Source organism: Pseudomonas sp. TZ252 (assembly GCF_056110345.1).
In genome coordinates this window covers 5,945,218-5,970,383 of record NZ_CM148566.1, presented here as the reverse complement: position 1 = coordinate 5,970,383, position 25,166 = coordinate 5,945,218, and the positions used below count along the sequence as shown (strand labels likewise).

Below are 25,166 nucleotides of genomic sequence, written 5' to 3'. Positions count from 1 at the left end.
CGCCACGAAGGATCAAAGCGGGCAGCCTTAACAGTTTTGCCCTTTCGCGGCCGTAGGCCGCAGCCCCATCCCTTATGCTCGCCGCCCCTGGGCGAGCCGCGTCGATGCAGCGCGCCCGTTTGCCGGAATCCGCCTGCTGCATGTCGCGTTACCTTCCATCGTCTTTCGTTTCCCTGCGCAGCCTGGCCGGGCATGCGCCCGCTGTGCTTTGCGTGCTGCTGCTGGCGTTGCTCAGCGCCAGCCTGGCCAGCCAGACGCGCTCGCTGCGCCGCGAGCTGGCGGAATTGCCCGCCGCAGCGGCCCCGGCGCCGCCAGCCAACCCTTCAGCGGCCCCGCGCGCGGCGCTAGCCGGCTTGTTCGGTGGCGCTCCGTCGCCGCGCGGCGCGACGGCGGGCGAGCGTCTGCAATTGCGCCTGCTGGCCTGCTTCCTGGCGCGTCGCGAGGACCGCTCGGCGGCGCTGATCGCGGTGGCCGGGCGCTCGCAGCGCTTCCTGCCGGGCGCCGAAGTGCGCCCCGGCACCGTGCTGCTGGCGGTTCATCGCGACCATGTGGTGCTGCGCGACCGGGGTTATGAAGAACGTCTGTATTTCCCCAAAGCCGAAGGGGCAGAAACCACCCATGCCACGTTGTAGTACCCGTTCCGCCCAGCGCCTGTCTCCGCTGTTCCTGGTCCTGTCGCTGGCCGTCCTCGGCCTGGCGCCGCCGGTCCATCCGGCACCTGCCGAGACTGCCGCCGCGCAAGAGGAAGAGCAGTGGACGATCAACATGAAGGATGCCGAGATCGGCGACTTCATCGAGCAGGTATCGAGCATCAGCGGCCAGACCTTCGTCGTCGATCCGCGGGTGAAGGGGCGGGTCACGGTGGTATCCCAGGCGCGGCTCAGCCTGGCGGAGGTCTACCAACTATTCCTTTCGGTGCTCGCCACCCACGGCTACGCGGTGCTGCCGCAGGGCGACCAGGCGCGTATCGTGCCGAACATGGAGGCACGCCAGGACGCCGCGCAGAAGACCGTCCGCGATGGGCCGGGCAGCCTGGAGACGCGGGTGGTCCAGGCGCAGCAGACCTCGGTGGCGGAACTGATCCCGATGATCCGGCCGCTGGTCCCGGCCCATGGCCATCTGGCCGCCGTACCGTCGGCCAACGCGCTGATCGTCAGCGACCGCCGCGCCAACATCGAGCGCATCGAGGCGATCGTGCGCAGCCTCGACCGGGCCGGCGAACATGACTACAGCATCTACGACATGCGCCATGCCTGGGTCGCGGAAATCGCCGAGGTGCTCGATCGCAGCGTCACCCCGGCCGCCGGGAAGAGCGCCGCCACCGTCCAGGTCCTTGCCGACAGCCGCAGCAACCGCCTGGTCCTGCTCGGTCCGCAGCAGGCGCGAGCGCGCTTGCTGCGGCTGGCGCAGTCGCTCGACGTCCCCTCGTCGCGGTCGGCGAACAGCCGGGTGATCCGCCTGCGCCATGGCGACGCCAAGACCCTTGCCGCCACCCTCGGGGAGATCGGCGAATCGCTGCGCGGCGAGCGGGGCCAGGATGGACGGGGAAGCGGCAAGCGCGGCCTGCTGGTGCGCGCCGACGAATCGCTGAATGCCCTGGTGATCCTCGCCGACCCGGAGGATGTCGGTCTGCTCGAGGACATCGTCCGCCAGCTCGACGTGCCGCGTGCGCAACTGTTGGTGGAGGCGGCGATCGTCGAGCTGTCCGGCGAGATCGGCGACGCCCTCGGGGTGCAATGGGCGCTGCGTAGCGGGCATGTCGCCGGCGGCGCTGGCTTCGCCGACAGCGGGTTGTCCATCGGCACCCTGCTGGGCGCGTTGCAGGCCGGCAAGCCGCCGGCAGAGCTGCCCGACGGTGCGATAGTCGGCCTCGGCAGTCGCGATTTCGGCGCACTGGTCACCGCGCTGAGCCGCAATAGCCGCAGCAACCTGCTGTCGACGCCGAGCCTGCTGACCCTGGACAACCAGAAGGCGGAAATCCTGGTCGGCCAGAACGTGCCGTTCCAGACCGGCAGCTACACCACCAGCGCCAGCGGTTCGAGCAATCCGTTCACCACTGTCGAGCGCAAGGATATCGGGGTGACCCTCAAGGTCACGCCGCACATCGGCGAGGACCGCATGCTGCGCCTGGAGATCGAGCAGGAAATATCCTCCATCGCGCCAACCGCCACCCTGGCGGCGAAGGCGGTGGACCTGGTGACCAACAAGCGCTCGATCAAGAGCACCGTACTGGCCGACGACGGCCAGGTCATCGTCCTCGGCGGACTGATCCAGGACGACCTGCTGCGCAGCGATTCGCGGGTACCGCTGCTGGGCGACATCCCCGGCGTCGGCCGGCTGTTCCGCTCGTCCCGCGAGACCCGGGTGAAGCGCAACCTGATGGTCTTCCTGCGCCCGAGCATCGTCCGCGATGCCGCCGGTCTGGAGCGCATCAGCCATGGCCGTTACCGTTCCATCCAGTTGCTGCGCGGTGCCGCCGGCGAACCGGCGCGCCCGCTGTTCGAGGATGCCGGCGCCATCGACCTGCGTCCCGCCGCCCAGGTCGCACCGGCACCTATTGGCTCGCCGCGCAGCTATCCGGCTCCAGCCCCGGTGCTGATGGAGAAGCCGCGCCTGGCGGACCCGGCGTCCCTGGGCGACGGTCGCGGCGGCGAGGTACCGGAGGTTCGCCAGGGCACGCACGCGCCGCAGCCGCCGTCACCCCAGCGCTATGCCGTGCGATTGGTCGAGGGCAGCAGCGAAGCCTTCATGCGCGCGCTGATCGAGCGGCATCCGGGCCTGTCGTTGCGTTTGCGCCGCGAACTGCGCGATGGCCAGGAGCTGTTCGCGGTGGAACGGGGCGACTACCTCGACCCGGAGCAGGCACGCCGGGCCCTGGCGGAACTGCCCGAAAGCCTGCCGCGAGGGAAGGCGCGGGTGATTGCGCATACGCCGGGAAGCGCCCTGTGACGGACTTCGAATCCTCGCGTCGCGCTCCGTCCACCGGATTGTCCGGCGCGCTGCGGCGGCCGCGCTCCAGCGCAGCGCCACTGCCAGATCTGGCAGTTGTCGCTGGCGGGGACGGAGGCTTTAGTAGCCGCACTTTTTTCCAGGGCCGGGCAGTGGGACCGCAATGCATGGACGACATCGAGACCAGAGTGAGGAAACTGGTAGCCGCCCGGTTCGGCGTGGAGGAATGCGACATCCGGCTGGACAGCGACTTCCGTAACGACTTCGGTGCCGAGTCGCTCGAGGTGGTCGAACTGGTCATGGCCCTGGAAACGGAGTTCGGCGTCGAGATCGCCGATGACGATGCGGAACGGATCGAGATCGTGCGCCAGGCCATCGACTATCTCGAGGAAGCCGTGCCGACCTGACTCCCCCTGGACCACCGGCCGATGCCGTGGTCATTCCCTGCGAAACGCTGTGCGCCACCTCCCGCCCGTGCCGGCGGCAAGGTGCGCGACGTCCCGCGCTTCGATTACGCCGGATCGTCCAGCCCGCCCCGGGCCGATCCGGCTTTTTTTTGCCCGCCGCCGCGATTGCGAGGCGGCCGCCGTCGGTTGGATTTCCTGAATCTTCCCGCGCCTCGCCGGTCGACCGAACAAGGGCAGCGTGCCATTCCCGGCGCGTGCCCGCCATTCGTAACGGAGGTCGTCATGGCTACACGACGGAAAACAACACCCCAGGAAATCGATGATATCCAGGACCGCATGGGTTCGATGCGCGAGCTCGATTTCGACGAGCGCCGCCAGGCGCGCAAGGCGCGGATCGGCGACGAGCGGCCCGAGGCCGAGGTGGAGGCCGAGTTTTCCTCGCGGCGGGTACGTGAGGCGGGCCACGCTGGCGGGCAGCCGGACGAGGACGATGGTTACCAGGATAACGTCGGCATGGACGATCTGGCGCCGGAAACCCTGATCGACGAAAGCGGCGCCCGCTCGCCGGCCGAGCGCGGCGGCGAATCGCCCGCGGACAAGCGCCTGAGGGTCGTGCATGGCAACGAGATCGGAGCCGGCCACGGCCTCGACGAGGCCGAGCTGGCGCGTCGTGATCCGCTCGACGGTTCCTCCGACGAGGAACGCTGAGCGCGCAGACTGTATCGAAGTATTTCCGACGCCTGGCGTTCTGTGATCGATTCGGCTCGGTTGGAGTGCGCTGCCGCACGCTTTACAGCCGGACGGAGCGGGGCACCGGATCTACTGCAAAAGCTGATAGTTGTCTTCCCGGGTGACGGCGTTGCACGGTCCTGCGGCGTGCAACCCGGCCTGGGCGAAATACCGGCGGAGCGGACCAGGCTATCCCGTCGGAGGCGATGTCGCCGGGCTGCTGGCTTTCAAGGTTTCCCTTCGATGACCAGGAGCTACCCATGCAGCACAAAAGATCCCGCGCGATGGCGAGTCCGCGCTCGCCGTTCCTCTTCGTCTTGCTGGCGCTCGCCGTGGGCGGTACGGCCAATGCCCATGACGATGGCCTGCCGGCCTTCCGCTATTCGGCGGAGTTACTCGGCCAGTTGCAACTGCCCAGCGTGGCCCTGCCGCTGAATGACGACCTGTTCCTCTACGGTCGCGACGCCGAGGCGTTCGACCTCGAGGCCTACCTGGCGGTGAATGCGCCGGCGCTGCGCGACAAGAGCGAATACCTGGAGCACTGGAGCGGCTACTACAGCATCAACCCGAAAGTGTTGCTGACCCTGATGGTCATGCAATCCGGGCCGTTGGGGGCGCCGGACGAGCGCGCCTTGGCGGCGCCGCTGGGACGGCTGTCGGCGAAACGCGGCTTCGATGCCCAGGTCCGCGACGTGTTGCAGCAGTTGTCGCGGCGCTACTACGGTTTCGAGGAATACCAGTTGCGCCAGGCGGCTGCGCGCAAGGCCGTCGGCGAGGACGGCCTGAACGCGGCATCGGCCGCGCTGCTCGGTCTGTTGCGAGAGGGGGCGAAGGCCTCCGCCGTGCAAGGCGGCAATCCGCTCGGCGCCTACGCGCAGACCTTCCAGCGCCTGTTCGGCACCCCGGCCGCGGAACTCCTGCAGCCGCGCAACCGCGTGGCCCGGCAACTCCAGGCGAAGGCCGCGCTGGCGCCGCCATCCAACCTGATGCAATTGCCCTGGCGCCAGGGCTATTCCTGGCAGCCCAACGGAGCGCATTCGAACACCGGCTCGGGCTATCCGTACTCGTCCTTCGATGCGTCCTACGACTGGCCGCGCTGGGGCAGTGCGACCTACAGCGTGGTCGCCGCCCACGCCGGTACGGTACGGGTGCTGTCGCGCTGCCAGGTACGGGTGACCCACCCCAGCGGCTGGGCGACCAACTACTACCATATGGACCAGATCCAGGTGAGCAACGGCCAGCAGGTCAGCGCCGACACCAAGCTCGGCGTCTATGCCGGCAACATCAACACCGCGCTCTGCGAGGGTGGCAGCTCCACCGGACCGCACCTGCATTTCTCGCTGCTCTACAACGGCGCCTTCGTTTCCCTGCAGGGAGCCAGCTTCGGTCCGTACCGGATCAACGTCGGCACCAGCAACTACGACAACGACTGTCGCCGCTACTATTTCTACAACCAGAGCGCCGGCACCACCCATTGCGCTTTCCGTCCGTTGTACAACCCCGGCCTGGCGCTCTGAGTCGGCGCGGGGCCCGGCTCCAGCCGGGCTCCGCCGCGAGCGAAACGGCGCTGAACAGCTGGCGCGTCGCTGCCGCCGCGCCCGGCGCCAGGCTGACCGCGTGGGCCGGCATGCTCAGCCGCGCCGGGGCAGCAGGGCGTAGGCGTCGCGAACCACATCCTTGCCGTAGTGGCGTTCCAGGCGGCGGACGACGAAGTGACCGCGCGCCATGGCCTGGAAATGGTTCATGAACACCGTGTTGATCGCCGCGCCGCCGAGGGCGCCGACGATGGGCACGATCTGCGCCGCGAGCTTTTCCGAATACTGCACGCCCAGGCGCTCGGCGACCTTGCGCACCAGGGCCAGGAGCATGGGCGCGGCCTTCTTGCTGCCGGCGTCCTTGCCGAGGAAGTCGGCGGCCGCCTTGACCTGCTGGGCCAGCGCCGTACGCACCGCGTAGTAGCCGGACTCCGACGCGTCGTCCGAGGCGGATTTGCCGCCGAGGGCGAAGACTTCGATACAGGCCATCAGGGTGTCCATGTCCCTGATCGACTCGCCCTCGCTGCGCGCGATGTCGGCGATGGAACGGAAGATGATGCCGGTGGTGACCGGCACCTCGACCAGCATCGCCAGCGGCCCGAAGAAGCCGCCGACGCCACCGGAAACGGCGGCGCCGAGGGTATGCAGGCGGTTCGCCGGTTGACCGCTGGCGTTTTCCTGGAGAGTGGCGGTGGCCGAGCGGGCGACTTTCAGCAGCGCTCCCTCGATCACCGAACCGAGCTTCTCGTTGACCTTCCGTGGCAGCTTCTTCAGGCCGTATTCGATCGGCGTGCCCAGCAGGCTGGTGAGTTGCGCGGTGAGTCCAGGGTTCTCCAGCAGGTTCTTGGCGGCCTGGAGTTGCTTGAGATCGGCGGGGGAAAGGCTCATGGAAGGTCCGGCTGACGGTGGTCGGTCAACCTAACCACTGTCCGCCGGCGTTGTCCACGCTCAATAGTCGCCGCGCTTGCGGAAGGCCCAGCGGCCGGCGAGGAAGGTGAAGCTGGCGACCAGCACGAGCATGATCCAGAAGCCTTCAGGATCGTCGGCGAAGGGAATCCCGCCGACGTTCATGCCGAAGAAGCCGGCGACGATGTTGATCGGCAGGGCCAGCACCGTGACCATGGTCAGGGTGAAGAGGATGCGGTTGTTCTGTTCGTTGAGCTTGGCCGCGATCTCTTCCTGCAGCAGCTTGATCCGTTCGCCCAGGGCGGTCAGGTCGCTGATCACCAGGGAGAACTCCTCGGTGGCTTCGCGCAACTCACGCAGGTCGGCATCCTGTAGCCATTCCGGCGGTCGGTTGAGCAGGCGCAGCAGCGAACCGGGCTCCAGCGCCAGCAGGCGTTGCAGGCGTACCAGCACGCGCCGCATGGCGCCGAGGTCGGCGCGGTTGGCGGAGAGGCGCAGGGCCAGTAGCTGGTCCTCGATGCGGTCCACTGCGACGCTGGTTTCGCGGACGATCTGGGTCAGCACGTCGCCCTGGTCGCGCAACAGGTGGATCAGCAACTGCAGGGGCGAACGGAAAGGTTCGCCGTGCTTCACCGAAGAGCGCAGCTTGTCCACCGAGCGCAGCGGTTGCGCTCGTGCACTGACCAGCAGCCGGCCACGGGCGCAGACCCACAGGGTGGCGACGTCCGAAGAGACCAGGCCGAAGTTGAAGACCACGTCGTTGACCACTGCCAGCAGCGCCGAGTCGACGTGTTCGATGCGCGTCGAGCGCGACCCCTCGCGCAGGCTTTCGAAGAAATAATCCGGCAGTTCCAGATGCTTCTTCATCCAGCGCTCGCAGGCGGCATGGGCGAGGTTCAGGTGCAGCCAGAGGAACTCGTCCGGCGCCTCCTCGCGAGCCTGCCGCAGGCAGGCGAGGGCGGTAGCCGAGTCGATTTCCCGCCCCGCTTCGCCGGGGCGGAAACGGAAACCGTAGATCAGGCCGAACAGGTCGGCGTCCTGGGGTGGGGAGATACCGTGATGCATGGTCGCTCGCGGGAGAGGATCGGTTGGATAACTTGGCATCGTGACGATGACGCTTTGATTGCAGGACGATGAAGGCCGCTTCGCGGGATGCCCGGCGATGCTTTCTGTTGGAACTGTCGGGGGCGTCTTGCCGTCGCCTCGCGCCGACGAACTACGAGGTGCCGGGAAGTGCTATTTCATTTCTCCCGGTTTTTTATGAAATACGCATCGTAGAGTTCTGATATTTGCCCGCTGGGTTATTTAGTCGATTTGCCGTGCCAGGTGATGGGGGTTGTTTATAAAGTATTATAACTTTTTGATTATATATTGTTTATCAATTAGATAGGCGTGTGATGGCTAAATGGCTGCATGTTTTCCAGGGGTTATCTAAATTGAATTTTTCATGGGGGTTTTCTTAGTCGTTATATATAAAGTCAGACTCGCCTTTTATTTAAAAGCTGCTATTTCTGGATTACATGGTGCGGCCGTTCGGTCGCTGCTTGACAAGAGGAATGTCGGAAATGTCGATCCAGGCGAAAGTTACCCCTATCGATCAGAGTATTTCTTCTGCGGCTGCCGTCGAGGTTCCGGAAAACGGGATACTCAAACTCTCCCAGAGCAGTAATGTCGCGCTCGATGTCGCACCGGAGTCGGTGGCGGGATACTCGAAGAGCGGTTCGGACCTGATCGTCCAGCTGAAGACCGGGGAAAGCGTCCGCATCGCCAACTTCTATGCGGAAGGCCAGCCTTCCAGCCAACTGTTCCTGGCCGACAAGGACAAGCTGGTGGCGGTAGATCTGCCGCCGGTCGCTGCCGACGGGCCGCTGATGGCCGGCTACATCCCGCAGGAAAGCCTGGCCGGTTTCGAGTCGCTGACCGGCGCCGGTGTGCTCGGTGGCATGAGCGCAGGGACTGCGCTGCTGGTCGGTGCGGCGGCCATCGGCGCCGGGGTGGCGATTTCCAACAGCAGCGGCGGCGGTGGCGGCGGCGGTTCTTCGGTGCCCCCGGACACCACTCCGCCGAAGGCGGCCAGCGGCCTGAAGATAGCGCCTGACGGCAGCAGCATCAGCGGCCAGGCCGAGGCCGGCGCGAGCGTCGGCATCGATACCAATGGCGACGGCAAGCCGGACCTCACCGTGATCGCCGATGCCAACGGCAATTTCACCGCTCCGCTGAACCCGCCGCTGACCAATGGCCAGACGGTCACCGTGGTGGTCACCGACCCGGCTGGCAACGCCAGCCCGCCGGCCCAGGTCACCGCTCCGGACACTACCGCCCCGGCGCCGGCTACCGACGTGCAGGTGGCGCCGGACGGCAGCAGCGTCACCGGCAAGGCCGAACCCGGCTCGACGGTGGGCGTCGATACCGATGGCGACGGCCAGCCGGACACCACCGTGGTGGTCGGCCCCGGCGGCAGCTTCGAGGTTCCGCTGAACCCGCCGCTGACCAATGGCGAGACGGTGACGGTGATCGTTACCGACCCGGCCGGCAACAACAGCACCCCGGTGACCGTCGAGGCACCGGACACCACCGCCCCGGCGCCGGCCACCGACGTGCAGGTGGCGCCGGACGGCAGCAGCGTCACCGGCAACGCAGAGCCGGGCGCCACCGTCGGTGTCGACACCGATGGCGACGGCCAGCCGGACACCACCGTGGTGGTCGGTCCCGACGGCAACTTCGAGGTCCCGCTGAACCCGCCGCTGACCAATGGCGAGACGGTGACGGTGATCGTTACCGACCCGGCCGGCAACAGCAGCACCCCGGTCACCGCCGAAGCCCCCGACTTCCCCGACGCGCCCCAGGTCAATGCCAGCAACGGCAGCGTCCTCAGTGGTACGGCGGAAGCGGGTGTGACCATCGTGATCACCGACGGCAACAGCAATCCGATCGGCCAGACCAGCGCCGATGCCAACGGCAACTGGAGCTTCACCCCCGGTAGCCAACTGCCGGATGGCACCGTGGTCAATGTGGTGGCCAGGGACGCCGCCGGCAACAGCAGCCCGGCGACCTCCATCACCGTCGACGGCGTGGCGCCGAGCGCGCCGGTGGTCGAGCCGAGCAACGGCAGCGAACTCAGCGGGACTGCCGAACCGGGCAGCAGCGTGACCCTGACCGACGGCAATGGCAATCCGATCGGCCAGACCACCGCCGATGCCAACGGCAACTGGTCTTTCACGCCGTCCACCCCGTTGCCGGACGGTACCGTGGTCAACGTGGTGGCCAGGGATGCCGCCGGCAACAGCAGTCCGCCGGCCAGCGTTACCGTGGATGCCGTCGCGCCGGCCACGCCCACCGTCGATCCGAGCAACGGTACGACCCTCAGCGGCACCGCCGAGCCGGGCAGTAGCGTGACCCTGACCGACGGCAACGGTAACCCGATAGGGCAGGTCACCGCCGACGGCAGCGGCAACTGGACCTACACCCCGTCCACGCCGATCGCCAACGGCACCGTGGTCAACGTGGTGGCCCAGGACGCCGCCGGCAATAGCAGCCCGGGCGCCAGCGTCACCGTGGACTCGCAGGCCCCGGCGGCTCCGGTGGTCAACCCGAGCAACGGCACTACGCTCAGCGGCACCGCCGAGCCGGGCGCTACCGTGACCCTGACCGACGGCAACGGCAACCCGATTGGCCAGGTCACCGCCGACGGCAGCGGCAACTGGAGCTTCACACCGGGCACGCCGCTGGCCAACGGCACCGTGGTCAACGCCACGGCCAGCGACCCGACCGGCAATACCAGCGCTCCGGCCAGCACCACCGTGGACTCGGTGGCGCCGGCCGCGCCGGTGGTCAATCCGAGCAACGGCGCGGAGATCAGCGGCACCGCCGAACCGGGCGCCACGGTGACCCTGACCGATGGCAGCGGCAATCCCATCGGGCAGGTCACTGCCGACGGCAGCGGCAACTGGAGCTTCACCCCGTCCACGCCGCTGGCGGATGGAACCGTGGTCAACGCCACCGCTACCGACCCGGCCGGCAATACCGGCGGCCAGGGCAGCACCACCGTGGACGCCATCGCGCCGGCCACGCCGACCGTCAACCTGAGCAATGGCAGCAGCCTCAGCGGCACCGCCGAGCCGGGCAGCACGGTGATTCTCACCGACGGCAACGGCAATCCGATCGCCGAGGTCACCGCCGACGGCAGCGGCAACTGGACCTACACCCCGTCCACGCCGATCGCCAACGGTACTGTGGTCAACGTGGTGGCCCAGGACGCCGCCGGTAACAGCAGCCCGCCGGCGACGGTGACCGTCGATTCCAGCGCGCCGCCGGCGCCGGTGATCAACCCGAGCAACGGCGTCGTCATCAGCGGCACCGCCGAGGCCGGTGCCACCGTGACCCTCACCGATGCCGGCGGCAACCCGATAGGGCAGGTCACCGCCGACGGCAGCGGCAACTGGAGCTTCACGCCGGGCACGCCGCTGGCCAACGGCACGGTGATCGTCGCCACGGCCACCGACCCGACCGGCAATACCGGCCCGCAGGCCGCCACCACGGTGGACGCGGTGGCGCCGCCGGCGCCGGTGATCGATCCGAGCAACGGCACGACCATCAGCGGCACCGCGGAGGCCGGGGCCAAGGTGATCCTCACCGACGGCAACGGCAACCCGATCGGCGAAACCACCGCCGACGGCAGCGGCAACTGGACCTTCACGCCCGCCACGCCGCTGGCCAACGGCACGGTGGTCAACGCCGTGGCCCAGGACCCTGCGGGCAATACCGGCCCGCAGGGCAGCACTACCGTGGACGCGGTGGCGCCGAACACGCCTGTGGTCAATCCGAGCAACGGCAACCTGCTCAACGGTACCGCCGAGCCGGGCAGCACCGTGACCTTGACCGACGGCAACGGCAACCCGATCGGCCAGACCACCGCCGATGGCAGCGGCAACTGGAGCTTCACGCCCGGCTCGCAACTACCCAACGGCACCGTGGTCAACGTGACCGCGAGCGACGCCGCCGGCAATACCAGCGCTCCCGCTACCACGACGGTGGATTCCTCGCTGCCGTCGATCCCGCAGGTGGATCCGAGCAACGGTTCGGTGATCAGCGGCACCGCGGACGCCGGCAACACCATCATCATCACCGATGGCAACGGCAACCCGATTGGCCAGGTCACCGCCGACGGCAGCGGCAACTGGTCCTTCACTCCAGGCATCCCGCTGCCGGATGGCACGGTGGTCAACGTGGTGGCGCGCAGCCCAAGCAATGTCGACAGTGCGCCGGCGGTGATCACTGTGGATGGCGTGGCCCCGGCGGCGCCGGTGATCGATCCGAGCAACGGCACCGAGATAAGCGGTACCGCGGAAGCTGGCGCGACGGTGATCCTCACCGATGGCGGCGGCAACCCGATCGGCCAGGCCACCGCCGACGGCAGCGGCAACTGGACGTTCACCCCGAGCACCCCGCTGGCCAACGGCACCGTGATCAACGCCGTGGCCCAGGACCCGGCCGGCAATACCAGCGGTCCGGCCAGCGTCACCGTCGATGCCATCGCCCCGCCGGCGCCGGTGATCGATCCGAGCAACGGAGTCGTCATCAGCGGTACGGCGGAAGCCGGGGCCACGGTGATCCTCACCGACGGCAACGGCAACCCGATCGGGCAGGTCACCGCCGACGGCAGCGGCAACTGGAGCTTCACGCCCGGCACGCCGCTGGCCAACGGCTCGGTGATCAATGCGCTGGCCCAGGACGCCGCCGGCAACACCAGCGGCCCGGCCAGCACCACGGTGGACTCGGTAGCCCCGGCCACCCCGGTGCTCGATCCGAGCAACGGTACGGTGATCAGCGGTACCGCCGAAGCCGGGGCCACGGTGATCCTCACCGACGGCGGCGGCAACCCGATAGGGCAGGCCACCGCCGATGGCAGCGGCAACTGGAGCTTCACTCCGGGCACACCGCTGACCAACGGCACGGTGATCAATGCGGTGGCCCAGGACGCCGCCGGCAACACCAGCGGTCCGGTCAGCACCACGGTGGACGCGGTGGCCCCGGCCACCCCGGTGATCGACCCGAGCAATGGTGTCGAACTCAGCGGCACCGCCGAACCCGGCGTCCGGGTGATCCTCACCGATGGCAATGGCAACCCGATCGGCCAGACCCTCGCCGACGGTAGCGGCAACTGGACCTTCACACCGGGCACGCCGCTGGCCAACGGCACGGTGGTCAACGCCGTGGCCCAGGACCCGGCCGGCAATACCAGCGGTCCGGCCAGCACCACGGTGGATACGGTGGCGCCGGCCACGCCGGTGATCAATGCCAGCAACGGCAGCGTGATCACCGGCACCGCCGAGGTCGGCGCCAAAGTGATCCTCACCGACGGCAACGGCAACCCGATCGGCGAGACCACCGCCGACGGCAGTGGCAACTGGACCTTCACCCCCGGCACGCCGCTGGCCAACGGTACGGTGATCAACGCCGTCGCCGAAGACGCCGCGGGCAACGCCAGCGGTCCGGCCAGCACCACGGTGGACTCGGTGGCGCCGTCCGCTCCGCTGCTGAGCATCAGCGCCGACGGCGCGCTGCTGACCGGCACCGCCGAGCCGAACAGTCAGGTGCGTATCGTGGTCAACGGCGACACCGCCAACCCGATCACGGTCACCGTCGACGGCGCCGGCAACTTCAGCCTGCCGTTCGCGCCGCCGCTGATCACCGGCGAACTGATCGCCGGGGTTGCCGTGGACGCCGCCGGCAACGTCAGCGGGCCGGCCACCATCAACGCGCCGGACCTGGCGCCGCCGACCATCAGCGTGCCGGAAGCCGCCGATACCTGGATCAACGCCGCGGAGATCGGCGACGGCATCCAGGTCGATGTGACGGTCCGTCCGACCATGCAGGTCGGCCAGGTGGTCACGGTCAAGTTCGCCGGGCAGAACGGCTACGAGGCCGAGGTCAGCCATACCCTCACCGCCGGCGACATCGCCGCCGGCAACCTGACCTTGACCCTGACGCCTCCCGGCGGCATGGGCCCGTTCCCGGAGGGCGCCTCGACCGTCACCGCCGACATCAACGGCGGCACCGCGTCGACCCCGGTGCCGTTCACCATCGACACCATTCCGCCGGCGACCCCGGTGCTGTCCCTGGTCGGCAACATCCTGACCATCTCGGCGGAGCCAGGGACCGAGTTGACGGTGACCGTCGACGTCGGCGGGGTGACCGCCACCGCCACGGTGACCGCCGACAACAGCGGGCTGGCGTCGCTGAACCTGCTCACCGACCTGGACATCGACTTCAGTTGGGACCAGTTGCTCAATGCCCAGGTGTCGGTGGTCGGACGCGACCCGGCCGGCAACCCGAGCAACACGGCGAGCATCGGCGTCGGCACCAGCATCGAGCAACCGGTGACCATCGGCAACTTCGGCCTCGACGTCAGCCTCAACCCGCTGAACCCGCGTTTCGGTTTCAGCGGAACCACCGAGCCTGACTCCAGCGTGGTGATCCGGGTCATCACCCCGGCGTTGAACGTCGAATTGCTGCCGATCCAGGCGGATTCGTCCGGAAACTTCTCGCTGAACCTGCTGAGCCCGACCATCCTCACCCAGTTGGGGCTGAACATCACCGACATCCTCAACCTCGGCTCGCAGATCTCGTTCAACCTGGTGTCCACCGACTCCAATGGCAACGACAGCGCCGCCTACGGGATCACCCTGACCCCCAACGGACTGTCGCTCAATATCGGCCAGATCGATGTCAACGGTACTTCCGGCGACGACGTGCTGTCCGGCGCCAACGGCAGTTCGGAGCACATCAACGGCGGCGACGGCAGCGACCTGATCTTCAACGTGGGCACCGGCGATCACGTGGTGGCCGGCAACGGCAACGACACCATCCAGATCACCGCGACCGATTTCGTCAGCATCGATGGCGGCGCCGGGTTCGACACCCTGGTCCTGGCCAACGGCATCGACCTCGACTACAACGCCGTCGGCGTCGGCACGCTCAGCAACCTCGAGCGCATCGACCTCGGCAAGGGCGATTCGGGTAGCGTGCTGACCCTGACCGCGGCGGAGGTGGATGCCATCACCGATGCCAACAACACGTTGCAGATCACCGGCGAGAACAACGACACCCTGAACGTGGTGGGCGCGGTGAATACCGGTACCACGCAACTGATCAACGGCATTACCTACGACGTCTACACCTTCGGCAGTACCACCCTGCTGATCGAGGACAACACGGTACAGGTCGTGGTCTGATGCGCGGGCGCAGGCAGTACGCGCGCAAGGGACGGCGGCATGGGAAGGGAGCCATCTGGCTCCTTTCCCTGGGTCTGCCGATGTTCGCGTCGGCCATGCCCCTCGACCAGGCGGTCAGGGCAGGGCTGGCGATCCACCCGGAAGTACGATCCGCGATGGCCGAAGCGGACCGTGCAGGCACCGAGGTGGAGATGGCCAAAGGGGGGTACTACCCCTCCGTGACGATGTCCGGGGGGCCGCAGGAGTTCGACTTCGGCGAGATCGTCTACGATCTCACCGCGTCGCAGATGCTGTACGACTGGGGTCGGGTGACGAGCAAGGTCGACAGCGCCAGCGCGACCCAGCGCAAGCTGTCCGAGGCGGTGCTGGTGGCGCGCGACGATGCGGCGCTGGATATCGTCGAGACCTACCTCGACGTGCTTGCCTCGGAGCGCCGGGTGGAGGCGGTGCGCGAACACATCCAGCGCCTCGACGGCATCCGCGAGATGACCCAGGCGCGCGGCGGCGACGGCTACGCCGACCGCAGCGAGCTGGATCGCGCCAATCTGGAACTGTCGCGGGCCCAGGAGCAGTTGTCGCTGGAGAAGGGCAACCTGCAGGACGCGCGCAACCAGTACGCGATCCTGGTCGGCCAGGAGCCCGCCGACCTGGTGGAGCCCGAGCCGATGTCGCTGCAACGCTACCTGGCGGCCAGCGATATGGCGCGGGTGATCCGCGAATCGCCTTTGCAGCGCAAGGCCCTGGAGGACGCCAATGTCGCCGAGGCCGAGGTCCGCGAGGCCAAGGCGTCGCTGCTGCCGCAACTGAACCTGGAGGCCAGCGCGCTGCGCCGGGAGATCGGCGGGCATCCGGAAAGCGACTCGGTGGTATCCCTGCGCTTCCGCATGGACACCTTCCAGGGGCTTTCCAACTTCCGCCGGCCGACCGCCGCGCAGCAGCGCCTGGAGTCGGCGAAATGGAGCGCCGACGCGATGCAGCGCGACATCCGCCGGCAATTGCAGAACCTCTTCGACAACGGCGACACGCTGCGCTGGCGGGAACAGTCGCTGACCCAGCAGGTGACCGAGTCGGAGCAGGTCGGCGAGTTGTATCGCGAACAGTTCGAGGTTGGCCGGCGCGACGTGATCGACCTGCTCAACGTGCAGCGCGAGCGGTTCGAGGCAGAGCGGCAACTGATCAACCTGCGGATCGAACGCAAGCGCATCGAGTATCGGGCGGCCGCGCAAGTCGGCCTGTTGGGTCCGCTATTGGAGAACCGGCTGAATCATGGAAGCTGAGAAAACCCCGGATAACGTCGTGATCCTCAACCACGACCCCATCGTCGACCCGTTGCGCCAGGGCTTGTTGCTGCTCTGCCGGCAGCTTGGCCGACCGCTCGGCGACGCCGAACTGGTGGACGGCATGCCGCTGGAGCACGGTCGCCTGCCGTTGCACCTGGTGGCCCGCGCGTTGCGCCGCGCCGACATCACCGCCCAGGTCACCCGCCAGCCGTTGCGCCGGATCGATCGCTACCTGCTGCCGGCCCTGCTGCTGCTCGACGACGGCCGCGCCCTGGTGCTGGTGGGCAACGACGGCGAGCATGCCGAGGTGCTGGTACCGCAGAGCGACGGCGGAAGCCAGAGGATGCCGCTGGCCGAGCTGGAAGCGCTGTACAGCGGCACGGCGATCTTCGCCAAGTGCCGCTACCGCCCGGACGGGCGGGTCGGCGACTACGCCAGCGCCTTGCCCGAACACTGGTTCTTCGGCCCGCTCAAGCGGCTCTGGCGTTCCTACGCCGAGGTCGCCGCCGCAGCGTTGGTGGCCAACGTCCTGGCGGTCGCCTCGGCACTGTTCGCCATGCAGGTCTACGACCGCGTGGTGCCCAACGCGGCCTTCGACACCCTGTGGATCCTCGCCAGCGGCGTGGCCCTGGCGATCGTCCTCGACGGTGTCCTGCGGATCATGCGCGGCCACCTGCTCAACGTGCTCGGCAAGCGCCTCGACCTGCAACTCTCGACCCTGCTGTTCTCCCGCGTGCTGAGCACCCGGGTCGCCGCCAAGCCGGCGTCGATGGGCGCCTTCAGTACCCAGGTGCGGGAGTTCGAGTCGGTGCGCGAGTTCTTTACCTCGTCCAGCGCGGCGCTGATCAGCGACCTGCCGTTCGTGGCGATCTTCCTGCTGATCATCGCCGTGATCGGCGGCCATGTGGTCTGGGTGCCGCTGGTGGCCTGCGTGCTGATGATCCTGCCGGGGCTGCTGACCCAGCGCCTGCTCGGCCACCTGTCGCGGCAGAACCTGCGCGAAGGGGCGATGAAGAACGGCGTGCTGCTGGAAGCCTTCGAGCACCTGGAGACGGTCAAGGCGACCCGCGCCGAAGGCCGCTGCCTGCACCAGTGGGAAACCCTGACCGGCGAACTGGCCGGTACGGCGATGAAGACCCATACCCTGGCCTCGACCCTGAGCTACTCGGCGAGCATCGTCCAGCAGCTCTGCTACGTCGGCGTGGTGGTCTTCGGCGTCTATCGGATCAGCGAGGGCGCGATGACCGTCGGCGGCCTGGTGGCCTGCTCGATCCTCGCCTCGCGGGCCATCGCACCGCTGTCGCAGGCGGCCGGCATCCTCGGTCGCTGGCAGCACACCAAGGTGGCGATGGAAGGCCTCGACCAACTGATGAGCGCCGAGCAGGAGCGACCCCAGGGCAAGCGCTTCGTGCACAAGGAGCGCCTGCAGGGACATTACCGCCTGGAGGGCGTGCGCCTGGCCCACGGCGACAGCCCGCCGGTGGTCGACGTGCAGGCCCTGAACATCCGCGCCGGCGAGCGGGTGGCGCTGCTCGGCGGCAACGGCGCCGGCAAGTCGACCCTGCTGCGCCTGCTCAGCGGCCTGCTCGACGCGCAGGCGGGACGCCTGCTGCTGGACGACGTCAGCCTGACCCAGATCGACCCGGCCGACCGCCAGCGCGGTATCGGCTACCTGCCGCAGGACGTGGCGCTGTTCCATGGCAGCCTGCGCGACAACCTCAACCTGGAGAACGCCGCGCTGGGCGACGAGGAACTGCTGGAGACCCTCGACGGGGTCGGCCTGGGCGCCTTCGTCCGCGGCCACCCGCTGGGGCTGGACATGCCGATCCAGGGCAACGCCAGCCTGTCCGGCGGCCAGCGCCAGGCCGTCGGGCTGGCCCGGGTGCTGCTACAGGACCCTCCGATCCTGCTGCTCGACGAGCCGACCGCGGCCTTCGACCAGGGCAGCGAGAAACAGGTCATCGACTACCTGCAGCAATGGTTGGGCAAGCGCACCCTGGTCATCACCACCCACAAGAAAAGCATGCTCGCCCTGGTCGAGCGTGCGGTGGTCCTGCGCCAGGGCAGGGTGATCATGGACGGCCCGCTGGAGCAGGTGGTGCAGGGCAACCAGGTACAGGCACCGCAGGCCGCCGAAGGAGGCAACCATGGACTCTGACCGCGACGCCGCCGCCCTGCGCCGGCAACTGGCCGACCCGTTGCTGGCGGCTACCCACCCGGTCTACCGGCCGCTGCTCTGGACCCTGCTCGGTTGCGTGCTGCTGTTCATCGGCTGGGCGGCCTGGGCGCAACTGGACGAGGTGACCCGCGGCGACGGTCGGGTCGTGCCGTTCAGCCGCATCCAGAAGATCCAGAGCCTGGAGGGCGGCATCCTCGACCGCCTGCTGGTGAAGGAGGGCGACCTGGTGGAAGTCGGCCAGCCGCTGGTGCGCCTCGACGAGACGCGCTTCCTCACCAACTTCCAGGAGTCGGCGAACCAGGCCAGCGTGCTGCGCGCGGCCATTGCCCGGCTCGACGCCGAGGTGCTAGGCAAGAAGAGCATCGAGTTCCCGCCGGACGTCGATCCCGAGGGGCCGCTGGCGCGTTCCGAACGCGAGCTGTTCAAGTCGCGCCGCGACAAACTGGTGGAGGGCACCCAGGCGATCCAGCGGCAGATTCACCTGGCGCAGAGCCAGCTCGACCTGGTTCGCCCGCTGGTGGCCAAGCGTGCGGTGAGCCAGATGGAGGCGCTCAAGCTGAGCCAGGACATCGCCACCCTCAGCGGCAAGCTGACCGAGCTGAAAAGCACCTATTTCCAGGATGCCTATACCGAGCGCGCCCAGCGCAAGGCCGATCTCAGCGCCCTGGAACCGATCGTCCAGCAGCGCCAGGACCAGTTGCGCCGCACCGAGATCCTGTCGCCAGTGCGCGGGCGGGTGAACACCGTGCTGATCAACACCCGCGGCGGGGTGATCCAGCCCGGCGAGCCGATCATGGAAGTGATCCCGGTAGAGGAGCGTCTGCTGGTGGAGGCGAAGATCAAGCCGCGCGACGTGGCCTTCCTGGTTCCCGGCATGCCGGCCAAGGTGAAGATCACCGCCTACGACTACACCATCTACGGCGACCTCAAGGGCACCCTGGAGCAGATCAGTGCCGACACCATCGAGGAGGACACCCCGCATGGCAAGGAGTCCTACTACCAGGTGCTGATCAAGACCGATGGCAGCCAGTTGAAGCGCGGCGAGGAGGTATTGCCGATCATTCCGGGGATGGTCGCCGAGGTGGACATCCTCAGCGGCAAGCGCAGCGTGCTCAACTACCTGCTGCGGCCGCTGATCAAGGCGCGCCTTTACTGAGGCGTGCAGGACAGGCCCCGGTCGGTGGAAACGTGCCAGCCGCTTCCCTGTAGCCATGGCGAGCTACGTAGGCGGTGGCGCTGGTAACGCTGCCCGGGCGGGCGCACGCTAGGCGTCGCGCCGAGCTGCGAGGCACTGTCGGGTCCTGGCGTCGAGTAGCTCGCGCAGGGTCTTGAACAGCGGTGCGCGGTCGGTATAGCGACGGCCGTAGTCGAGGTTGAAGGCATAGTCGAAGTCCGCCGGATTGTCGCCCTGGGTGTGCTGGAGCAGGGTTTCCAGCTTGTCCAGGGCCTTCACTGCCAGGGCTTCGGCGGACTCGCCGCGCTCGTATTCGTCCCACAGGGCGAGCAGGCGGTCGCGCAGCGGCGCGTCGAGGTGACGGGTCAGCTGCAACAGGTCGGCGCGTTCCTGTTCGCCTTTGTCCGGGTGCGCGGCCTGCTCGACGGCGGGGATGTCGCCGTGGATCGCTTCGCCGAGGTCGTGGACCACGCACATGCGCAGGACCTTGCCGAGGTCCAGGCCGGCCAGTTGGTCCTCGAAGGCCAGTGCCATCAGGCACAGCCGCCAGCTATGTTCGGCGGTGCTTTCCGGGCGGCCGGAGGAGGTGTGCGCGGAGCGCAGGACGTCTTTCAGGCGTTCGGCTTCGCGGAGGAATTCGAGGCGGTTGCTCAGCAGTTCGAGGGACATGGCGCGGGCTCCGCTACCGGTGAAACGAGCCTGCAAGCCTAGGCGCGGCGGTGCTGAAGGTCCATGGATAAAATATCCGTGGCGACGTCAGAGGGTTTCCACCAGGCGCACCGCGCGTCCGTCCGAGAGGGTCATGCGGGTCCAGCGGCAACGGCTGCGCCGGATCGGCACGATGGCCGAGGCGTTCGCTCCGCTGGCGAACTCCAGCGCCGGCGGTGCCAGCAGTTCGCGCCAGCCGAGTTCCTCGAGGGTGGCTTCCTGGCGGAGGATTTCCTCGCTGCAATAGGGCCACAGCGAACGGTCGAGCAGTTCGCCGAGAGGCACGCCGAATTGCGCGGCGCGTGCCGGCGAACAGGCCAACAGGCGATGGGTGAGGTCGCAGATCAGGTGCACGGGTTGCGGGTTGGCCTCGACCAGGCGGGCCAGTGCCTGGTCGGCGGCGGCTTCCAGGCGGGCGCCGAGCAGACGCTCCAGGCGTGCCCGTTCCTCCACCAGCAGCGCCTGGGTACCGGACTCCCAGCGCGAGATGGTCGATTGCGCCACGCCGAGCAATTCGGCGGCATGCGTTTGCTTGACCCGGTGCAGCAGGCGCCAGCGACGCAGGGCGGGGCCCAGGGACGAAGAAGGGAGAGGCTCGGTCATGCTTGGCTACGCGGGCGAATGGACGCTGAAGTCTGCGCCCGACGCCGGGCGGAGGCAAATCGGCGCGACACCGGGGGGACCCGTATGGTCGGCGGCGATCCTCGGAGGGCCGCCCGCGCCGCGCCGGCAGCCGTGGAGCTGCCGGCGGGCGTCTCGCTCAGGCCTTGGCGAAGGAGGTGGGGAAGGGCAGGTTGTACAGGCGTTGCCCGGTGGCGGCGAAGATCGCATTGGCCAGCGCCGGGCCGATGGGCGCCACACCGGGTTCGCCGACCCCGGTGGGCGCTTCGCCGGAGGGCACGATGTGCACTTCGACCTTGGGCATCTCGGCGATCCGCAGCACCTGGTAGCCGTCGAAGTTGTTCTGCTCGACCTTGCCGTCCTTCAGGGTGATCGCGCTGTGCAGGATCGCGCCGAGGCCGAAGCCGATGCCGCCCTCCATCTGCGCGGCGATCACGTCCGGGTTGATCGGGATGCCACAGTCCACCGCACAGACCACCCGCTCGACCTTCAGCTTGCCGTCCTTGTCCACCGAGACCTCGACCACCTGGGCGACGAAGGTCTTGAATGCCTCGGTCACCGCGATCCCGCGCCCGCGCCCGGCGGGCAGCGGCCTGGACGGGTCCCAGCCGGCCTTTTCCGCAGCCAGTTCGAGCACGCCGCGCAGGCGCGGCTGCTCTGCCAGCAGGTCGCGGCGGAACAGGTAGGGGTCCTTGCCGGCGGCCTGCGCCGCCTCGTCGATGAACGCCTCCACCGCGTAGACCGTGTGCGAGCTGCCGACCACCCGCCACCACAGGACCGGCACGCCGACCTGGGTGGTGCTCAGCTCGACCGAGACATTGGGCACCGCATAGGGCAGGTTGGCGGCGCCTTCCACCGAGGTGGCGTCGATGCCGTCCTTGACCATCACCGCGGCGAACGGCGTGCCTTCCAGGATCGACTGGCCGACGATGCGATGTTGCCAGCCGACCAGCTTGCCGTCGGCGTCGAGCCCGGCTTCGAGCCGGTGGTAGTACATCGGCCGGTAGAAACCGCCGTGGATGTCGTCCTCGCGGGTCCATTGCAGCTTCACCGGCACGCCGTTGGCGCCCAGCGCCTTGGCGATCGATACCGCCTCGACGATATAGTCCGACCAGGCGTTGGCGCGCCGGCCGAAGCTGCCGCCGGCGTAGAGCGTATTGATCTTCACCTGCTCCGGCTTCAGCCCGGCGGTGCGCGCCGCGTTGCCCTGGTCGACGGTCTGGAACTGGTCGCCGGCCCAGATCTCGCAGCTGTCGGCGGTCAGCCTGACCACCGCGTCCAGCGGCTCCATCGGCGCATGGGCGAGGAACGGGAACTCGTAGCTGGCGGCGATCCTGCGGGTCGCCCCGGCCACCGCCTTGGCGGCGTCGCCGTCCCTGCGCGCGGGCTTGCCGGGTTGCTCGGCGAGCTTGCGGTACTCCGCCATCAGCGCCTCGGAACCACGCTTCTCGGCCTTGCTCTCGTCCCACTCGACCTTGAGCGCGTCGCGGCCTTGCTTCGCCGCCCAGAAGCCCTTGGCGACCACCGCCACGCCGTGCGGCACCTGGACCACCTCGACCACCCCCGGAATCGCCCTGGTCGCCGTGGCGTCGAACGATTTCACCGTGGCGCCGAACAGCGGCGGGCGCTGGAGCAGGGCGACCAGCATGCCGGGCAGGCTGACGTCGAGGGTGAATTGCGCACTGCCGTCGGTCTTGCCGGGAACGTCGACGCGCGGCGCCTGGTGACCGATCAGGCGGAAGTCCTTGGGATCCTTCAATTGCACTTTTTCCGGCACCGGCAGTTCCGCCGCCGCAGCGGCCAGCGAACCGTAGCTGGCCTTGCGCTGGCTGGCCGGATGTTCGACGAAGCCGTCGCGGGTGCGCAGTTCGGTGGCCGGCACTCGCCACTGGCGGGCGGCGGCCTCGACCAGCATCGCGCGCGCCTTGGCCCCGGCCTCGCGCAATTGCATCCAGGAGTTGGCCATCGCCGAACTGCCGCCGGTGCCCTGCATGGTGCCGAAGGCCAGGTTGGCGTAGCGCTTGGCGTCGGCGGGCGCGCTTTCCACGCGGACCTTGCTCCAGTCCGCGTCGAGTTCCTCGGCGACGATGGTGGCGATACCGGTATAGGCACCCTGGCCCATCTCCACGTGCTTGGCGATCACCGTGACACTGTCGTCCGGAGCGATCCGCAGGAAGGCGTTGGGCGCGAAGCCGGCGTCCGGCAGGGCCGCGGCGAGGGCACGCCGGGCTCCGCTCCACTGGAAGCCGATGGTCAGGCCGACCACCGCGGCGCCTTTGAGGAAGCCGCGGCGCGAGCCGGGAAGGGCGTTGCTCAGATCGATCTTGCTGTTCATGGCGTCAGGCCTTCAGGGTGTCGGCGGCTTCGTGGATGGCGGCGCGGATCCGCACATAGGCGGCGCAGCGGCAGATGTTGCCGTTCATCGCGGCATCGATGTCGGCGTCGCTGGGGCTGGCGTTCTGCTCCAGCAGCGCGGTGGCGGACATGATCTGGCCGGACTGGCAGTAGCCGCACTGCGGTACCTGGAGCTTGACCCAGGCGTCCTGCACGGCCTTGCCGGGCTTGCTCTGGATACCCTCGATGGTGGTGACGCGCTTGCCGGCGACCGCGGAGACCGGCAGCACGCAGGAACGTACCGCGGTGCCGTCCAGTTGCACGGTGCAGGCGCCGCACTGGGCCATGCCGCAGCCGAACTTGGTGCCGTGCAGGCCGGCGCTTTCCCGGATGGCCCAGAGCAGGGGCATGTTGGGATCGACGTCGAGGGTGACGTTCTTGCCGTTCAGGACGAGCGAGGTGGGCATGCTGATTCTCCACGGAAAGGCCCGGGCAGGGCGTTATCTCTTATCAGGCAGGGATGCATCGGGCGAAGTGTGCGCGAAGGACGAAACGGACGCCTTGCACGATCCTGCGAAAGTCTAGATCAATCCTGCCGAGCGTCCCGGCGGGCACGGCGCGGAAACGCGGCGAAACAACTCCGTCGGCGCAGGCGTTCACCCGGCATCGGCAACGCGCTAGGATCGCTGCCGTCGGTGACTGACGCCCGCCCGGGCGGCACGCACTTTCAGCCGGAAGCGGGACGACCCGTTTTCCCTCTTTCATTGCGCGGGGACGACCCTGCAGAGAGGCTGAAAATGGCGTGGATCTATCTCTTGCTCGCCGGTGTCTTCGAAATCGTCTGGGCCACGGCCATGAAGGAGTCGGCCGGCTTCACCCGCCTGTGGCCAAGCCTGGTCACCCTGCTGTTCATGATCCTCAGCTTCGGCCTGCTGGCCGTTTCCATGAAAACCCTGCCCCTCGGCACGGCCTACACCATCTGGGTCGGCATCGGTGCGGTCGGCGCCTTCGCCCTGGGCATCCTGCTCTTCGGCGAAAGCCCGAGCCCGTTGCGGCTGCTGGCGGTGGGGCTGATCGTGGCCGGCATCGTCATTCTCAAGCTGGCGACCCGTCAGGGCTGAGGGGCGACCATCATGTACGCATCCTTCGCTCCCGCGACCTGGGCCTTGCTCGCCTACCTCTTCGGCGCGCTCGCCCTTTGCCTGCTCATGCTGGGGTTGGGCCGGGTGCTGGGCGGCCGATCGCATGGCCGGGCGAAGAACCTGCCGTTCGAGTCGGGGGTGGATTCCACCGGCTCGTCGCGCTTGCGCTTCTCGGTCAAGTACGCGTTGGTCGCCATGCTGTTCGTGATCTTCGGCATCGAGATGCCGTTCCTCTACCTCTGGGCGGTGTCGCTGCGGGAGAATGGCTGGGCGGGTTTCGTCGAGGCGACACTGTTCGTCTCCCTGCTGCTGGTCGGACTGTTCTACCTGCACCGGGTCGGCGCCCTCGACTGGTCGCCGGAGCGCCGGCGGAAAAAGCCGCACGACTAGTCGTGGAGGATCACCAGCAGGTAGCGGCAGGCTTGCCCGGCGGTGGCGAAGGTCACCGCGCGGTCGACGCCGAAGTCCAGGCGGTCGCCGCGTTGCAGGTGGAACGACTGCTCGCCGTAATCCACCCGCAGCGCACCCTCGACCAGCCACAGGCGCTGCCGGTAGGGCCGGCCGCCCCAGCGGGGATAGTCGAGGCGGGCGTTCGCCGGGATCTCCACTTCCACCATTTCGCAGCCGCTGCGCGGATCGCGAGCGCCGACCTGGCGGCGGCGGTAGCCGCTGGCCGGGTCTTCCCACACTTCCTGCTGCGCGCGCCGGCAGAGCGGTTCTGCCGGCGCCTGCGTGTCGCCGAGCAGCTCGGAGAGGGCGACCCCCAGGCCGCTGGCGAGACGGCCGAGGACGCTGGCGGTGGGGCTGCTTTGGTTGCGCTCGATGCGCGAGATCATCGCCTTGCTCACCGCGCAGCGTTCGGCCAGTTGGGCGAGGGTCAGCTCGCGCTCCTTGCGCAGGGCGGCTAGGCGTCGGGCAATCAGTTCGTCGATATCCATGAGTGGCCCTGGCGGATTTTTCTCGTCCAT

General features: G+C 68.2%; 18 protein-coding genes. 11 read left to right on the top strand and 7 right to left on the bottom strand.

Annotated elements, in window-relative coordinates:
• Positions 1 to 104 precede the first annotated feature (104 nt).
• The 5 genes from ACYAF3_RS27490 to lasA all read left to right on the top strand — a co-directional run bounded on the left by ACYAF3_RS27490 (position 105) and on the right by lasA (position 5,602).
• The gene (locus ACYAF3_RS27490) at positions 105 to 632 is read left to right on the top strand and encodes a type II secretion system protein N (protein ID WP_003144679.1); all 528 of its coding nucleotides are present in this window, start codon (positions 105 to 107) and stop codon (positions 630 to 632) included.
• A complete protein-coding gene (gspD, locus tag ACYAF3_RS27485) occupies positions 619 to 2,949 on the top strand; it encodes a type II secretion system secretin GspD (RefSeq protein WP_025271011.1) in 2,331 nt (776 codons plus the stop codon). Before ACYAF3_RS27490 ends, gspD begins: the two co-directional genes overlap by 14 nt.
• A gap of 167 nt (positions 2,950 to 3,116) precedes the next feature.
• Entirely contained in the window at positions 3,117 to 3,356 is a 240-nt protein-coding gene (gene acpP, locus ACYAF3_RS27480; protein WP_031755307.1) for an acyl carrier protein, read from the top strand.
• A gap of 282 nt (positions 3,357 to 3,638) precedes the next feature.
• The gene (locus tag ACYAF3_RS27475) at positions 3,639 to 4,064 is read left to right on the top strand and encodes a hypothetical protein (RefSeq protein ID WP_003120217.1); all 426 of its coding nucleotides are present in this window, start codon (positions 3,639 to 3,641) and stop codon (positions 4,062 to 4,064) included.
• Between the two features lie 281 nt (positions 4,065 to 4,345).
• Complete coding sequence (gene lasA / locus ACYAF3_RS27470; protein ID WP_003120216.1) at positions 4,346 to 5,602, top strand: elastinolytic metalloprotease LasA; 1,257 nt, start codon at positions 4,346 to 4,348, stop codon at positions 5,600 to 5,602.
• Between the two features lie 114 nt (positions 5,603 to 5,716).
• Here lasA and ACYAF3_RS27465 read toward each other — a convergent pair whose 3' ends face one another.
• Together ACYAF3_RS27465 and ACYAF3_RS27460 are read right to left on the bottom strand one after the other, a co-directional pair.
• Positions 5,717 to 6,508: an EcsC family protein gene (locus ACYAF3_RS27465; protein WP_003106675.1), complete on the bottom strand. Its 792-nt coding sequence runs from the start codon at positions 6,506 to 6,508 to the stop codon at positions 5,717 to 5,719.
• Positions 6,509 to 6,568: 60 nt separating this feature from the next.
• On the bottom strand, positions 6,569 to 7,591 hold the full coding sequence (locus ACYAF3_RS27460) for a transporter (RefSeq protein WP_003106674.1): 1,023 nt from the start codon (positions 7,589 to 7,591) through the stop codon (positions 6,569 to 6,571).
• Between the two features lie 500 nt (positions 7,592 to 8,091).
• On the opposite strand from ACYAF3_RS27460, the gene ACYAF3_RS27455 reads away from it, so the two are divergent.
• Genes ACYAF3_RS27455 through ACYAF3_RS27440 form a run of 4 tightly spaced genes read left to right on the top strand, consistent with a single transcriptional unit; the run spans position 8,092 to position 19,375 of the window.
• Positions 8,092 to 14,760, top strand: a complete 6,669-nt coding sequence (locus ACYAF3_RS27455) for an Ig-like domain-containing protein (protein WP_128669373.1) — start codon at positions 8,092 to 8,094, stop codon at positions 14,758 to 14,760.
• The gene (locus ACYAF3_RS27450; RefSeq protein ID WP_003102743.1) at positions 14,760 to 16,037 is read left to right on the top strand and encodes a TolC family protein; all 1,278 of its coding nucleotides are present in this window, start codon (positions 14,760 to 14,762) and stop codon (positions 16,035 to 16,037) included. The genes ACYAF3_RS27455 and ACYAF3_RS27450 overlap by 1 nt, the downstream gene beginning before the upstream one ends.
• Positions 16,027 to 18,198 (top strand): type I secretion system permease/ATPase, encoded by a 2,172-nt coding sequence (locus ACYAF3_RS27445; RefSeq protein ID WP_009876279.1) that lies wholly within the window; start codon positions 16,027 to 16,029, stop codon positions 18,196 to 18,198. The genes ACYAF3_RS27450 and ACYAF3_RS27445 overlap by 11 nt, the downstream gene beginning before the upstream one ends.
• Positions 18,188 to 19,375 (top strand): beta-barrel domain-containing protein, encoded by a 1,188-nt coding sequence (locus ACYAF3_RS27440; protein WP_003102741.1) that lies wholly within the window; start codon positions 18,188 to 18,190, stop codon positions 19,373 to 19,375. Before ACYAF3_RS27445 ends, ACYAF3_RS27440 begins: the two co-directional genes overlap by 11 nt.
• A 108-nt stretch (positions 19,376 to 19,483) precedes the next feature.
• Here the strand turns inward: ACYAF3_RS27440 and ACYAF3_RS27435 are convergent, their stop codons facing one another.
• The 4 genes from ACYAF3_RS27435 to ACYAF3_RS27420 form a co-directional block, all read right to left on the bottom strand.
• A complete protein-coding gene (locus ACYAF3_RS27435; RefSeq protein ID WP_003160088.1) occupies positions 19,484 to 20,062 on the bottom strand; it encodes an HD domain-containing protein in 579 nt (192 codons plus the stop codon).
• Positions 20,063 to 20,149: 87 nt separating this feature from the next.
• A complete protein-coding gene (locus ACYAF3_RS27430) occupies positions 20,150 to 20,704 on the bottom strand; it encodes a helix-turn-helix domain-containing protein (RefSeq protein WP_003088112.1) in 555 nt (184 codons plus the stop codon).
• Positions 20,705 to 20,861: 157 nt separating this feature from the next.
• Positions 20,862 to 23,057, bottom strand: coding sequence for a xanthine dehydrogenase family protein molybdopterin-binding subunit (locus ACYAF3_RS27425; RefSeq protein ID WP_004349295.1), 2,196 nt, complete (start codon positions 23,055 to 23,057; stop codon positions 20,862 to 20,864).
• A gap of 4 nt (positions 23,058 to 23,061) precedes the next feature.
• The gene (locus ACYAF3_RS27420; protein WP_003102736.1) at positions 23,062 to 23,523 is read right to left on the bottom strand and encodes a (2Fe-2S)-binding protein; all 462 of its coding nucleotides are present in this window, start codon (positions 23,521 to 23,523) and stop codon (positions 23,062 to 23,064) included.
• Positions 23,524 to 23,853: 330 nt separating this feature from the next.
• Here ACYAF3_RS27420 and ACYAF3_RS27415 point away from each other — a divergent pair, with 330 nt between their 5' ends.
• Complete coding sequence (locus ACYAF3_RS27415) at positions 23,854 to 24,177, top strand: DMT family transporter (protein WP_003102734.1); 324 nt, start codon at positions 23,854 to 23,856, stop codon at positions 24,175 to 24,177.
• A gap of 12 nt (positions 24,178 to 24,189) precedes the next feature.
• On the top strand, positions 24,190 to 24,588 hold the full coding sequence (ndhC, locus tag ACYAF3_RS27410) for an NADH-quinone oxidoreductase subunit A (protein ID WP_003088123.1): 399 nt from the start codon (positions 24,190 to 24,192) through the stop codon (positions 24,586 to 24,588).
• Here the strand turns inward: ndhC and ACYAF3_RS27405 are convergent.
• The gene (locus ACYAF3_RS27405; protein WP_003132721.1) at positions 24,585 to 25,136 is read right to left on the bottom strand and encodes a helix-turn-helix domain-containing protein; all 552 of its coding nucleotides are present in this window, start codon (positions 25,134 to 25,136) and stop codon (positions 24,585 to 24,587) included. The two genes, ndhC and ACYAF3_RS27405, sit on opposite strands and share 4 nt — an antisense overlap.
• Positions 25,137 to 25,166 lie beyond the last annotated feature (30 nt).

Bases quoted from the DNA above. Each gene is read 5' to 3' on its own strand.
- ACYAF3_RS27490 (WP_003144679.1), top strand. From the start codon at position 105: ATGCAGCGCGCCCGTTTGCCGGAATCCGCCTGCTGCATGTCGCGTTAC.
- gspD (WP_025271011.1), top strand. From the start codon at position 619: ATGCCACGTTGTAGTACCCGTTCCGCCCAGCGCCTGTCTCCGCTGTTC.
- acpP (WP_031755307.1), top strand. From the start codon at position 3,117: ATGGACGACATCGAGACCAGAGTGAGGAAACTGGTAGCCGCCCGGTTC.
- ACYAF3_RS27475 (WP_003120217.1), top strand. From the start codon at position 3,639: ATGGCTACACGACGGAAAACAACACCCCAGGAAATCGATGATATCCAG.
- lasA (WP_003120216.1), top strand. From the start codon at position 4,346: ATGCAGCACAAAAGATCCCGCGCGATGGCGAGTCCGCGCTCGCCGTTC.
- ACYAF3_RS27465 (WP_003106675.1), bottom strand. From the start codon at position 6,508: ATGAGCCTTTCCCCCGCCGATCTCAAGCAACTCCAGGCCGCCAAGAAC.
- ACYAF3_RS27460 (WP_003106674.1), bottom strand. From the start codon at position 7,591: ATGCATCACGGTATCTCCCCACCCCAGGACGCCGACCTGTTCGGCCTG.
- ACYAF3_RS27455 (WP_128669373.1), top strand. From the start codon at position 8,092: ATGTCGATCCAGGCGAAAGTTACCCCTATCGATCAGAGTATTTCTTCT.
- ACYAF3_RS27450 (WP_003102743.1), top strand. From the start codon at position 14,760: ATGCGCGGGCGCAGGCAGTACGCGCGCAAGGGACGGCGGCATGGGAAG.
- ACYAF3_RS27445 (WP_009876279.1), top strand. From the start codon at position 16,027: ATGGAAGCTGAGAAAACCCCGGATAACGTCGTGATCCTCAACCACGAC.
- ACYAF3_RS27440 (WP_003102741.1), top strand. From the start codon at position 18,188: ATGGACTCTGACCGCGACGCCGCCGCCCTGCGCCGGCAACTGGCCGAC.
- ACYAF3_RS27435 (WP_003160088.1), bottom strand. From the start codon at position 20,062: ATGTCCCTCGAACTGCTGAGCAACCGCCTCGAATTCCTCCGCGAAGCC.
- ACYAF3_RS27430 (WP_003088112.1), bottom strand. From the start codon at position 20,704: ATGACCGAGCCTCTCCCTTCTTCGTCCCTGGGCCCCGCCCTGCGTCGC.
- ACYAF3_RS27425 (WP_004349295.1), bottom strand. From the start codon at position 23,057: ATGAACAGCAAGATCGATCTGAGCAACGCCCTTCCCGGCTCGCGCCGC.
- ACYAF3_RS27420 (WP_003102736.1), bottom strand. From the start codon at position 23,523: ATGCCCACCTCGCTCGTCCTGAACGGCAAGAACGTCACCCTCGACGTC.
- ACYAF3_RS27415 (WP_003102734.1), top strand. From the start codon at position 23,854: ATGGCGTGGATCTATCTCTTGCTCGCCGGTGTCTTCGAAATCGTCTGG.
- ndhC (WP_003088123.1), top strand. From the start codon at position 24,190: ATGTACGCATCCTTCGCTCCCGCGACCTGGGCCTTGCTCGCCTACCTC.
- ACYAF3_RS27405 (WP_003132721.1), bottom strand. From the start codon at position 25,136: ATGGATATCGACGAACTGATTGCCCGACGCCTAGCCGCCCTGCGCAAG.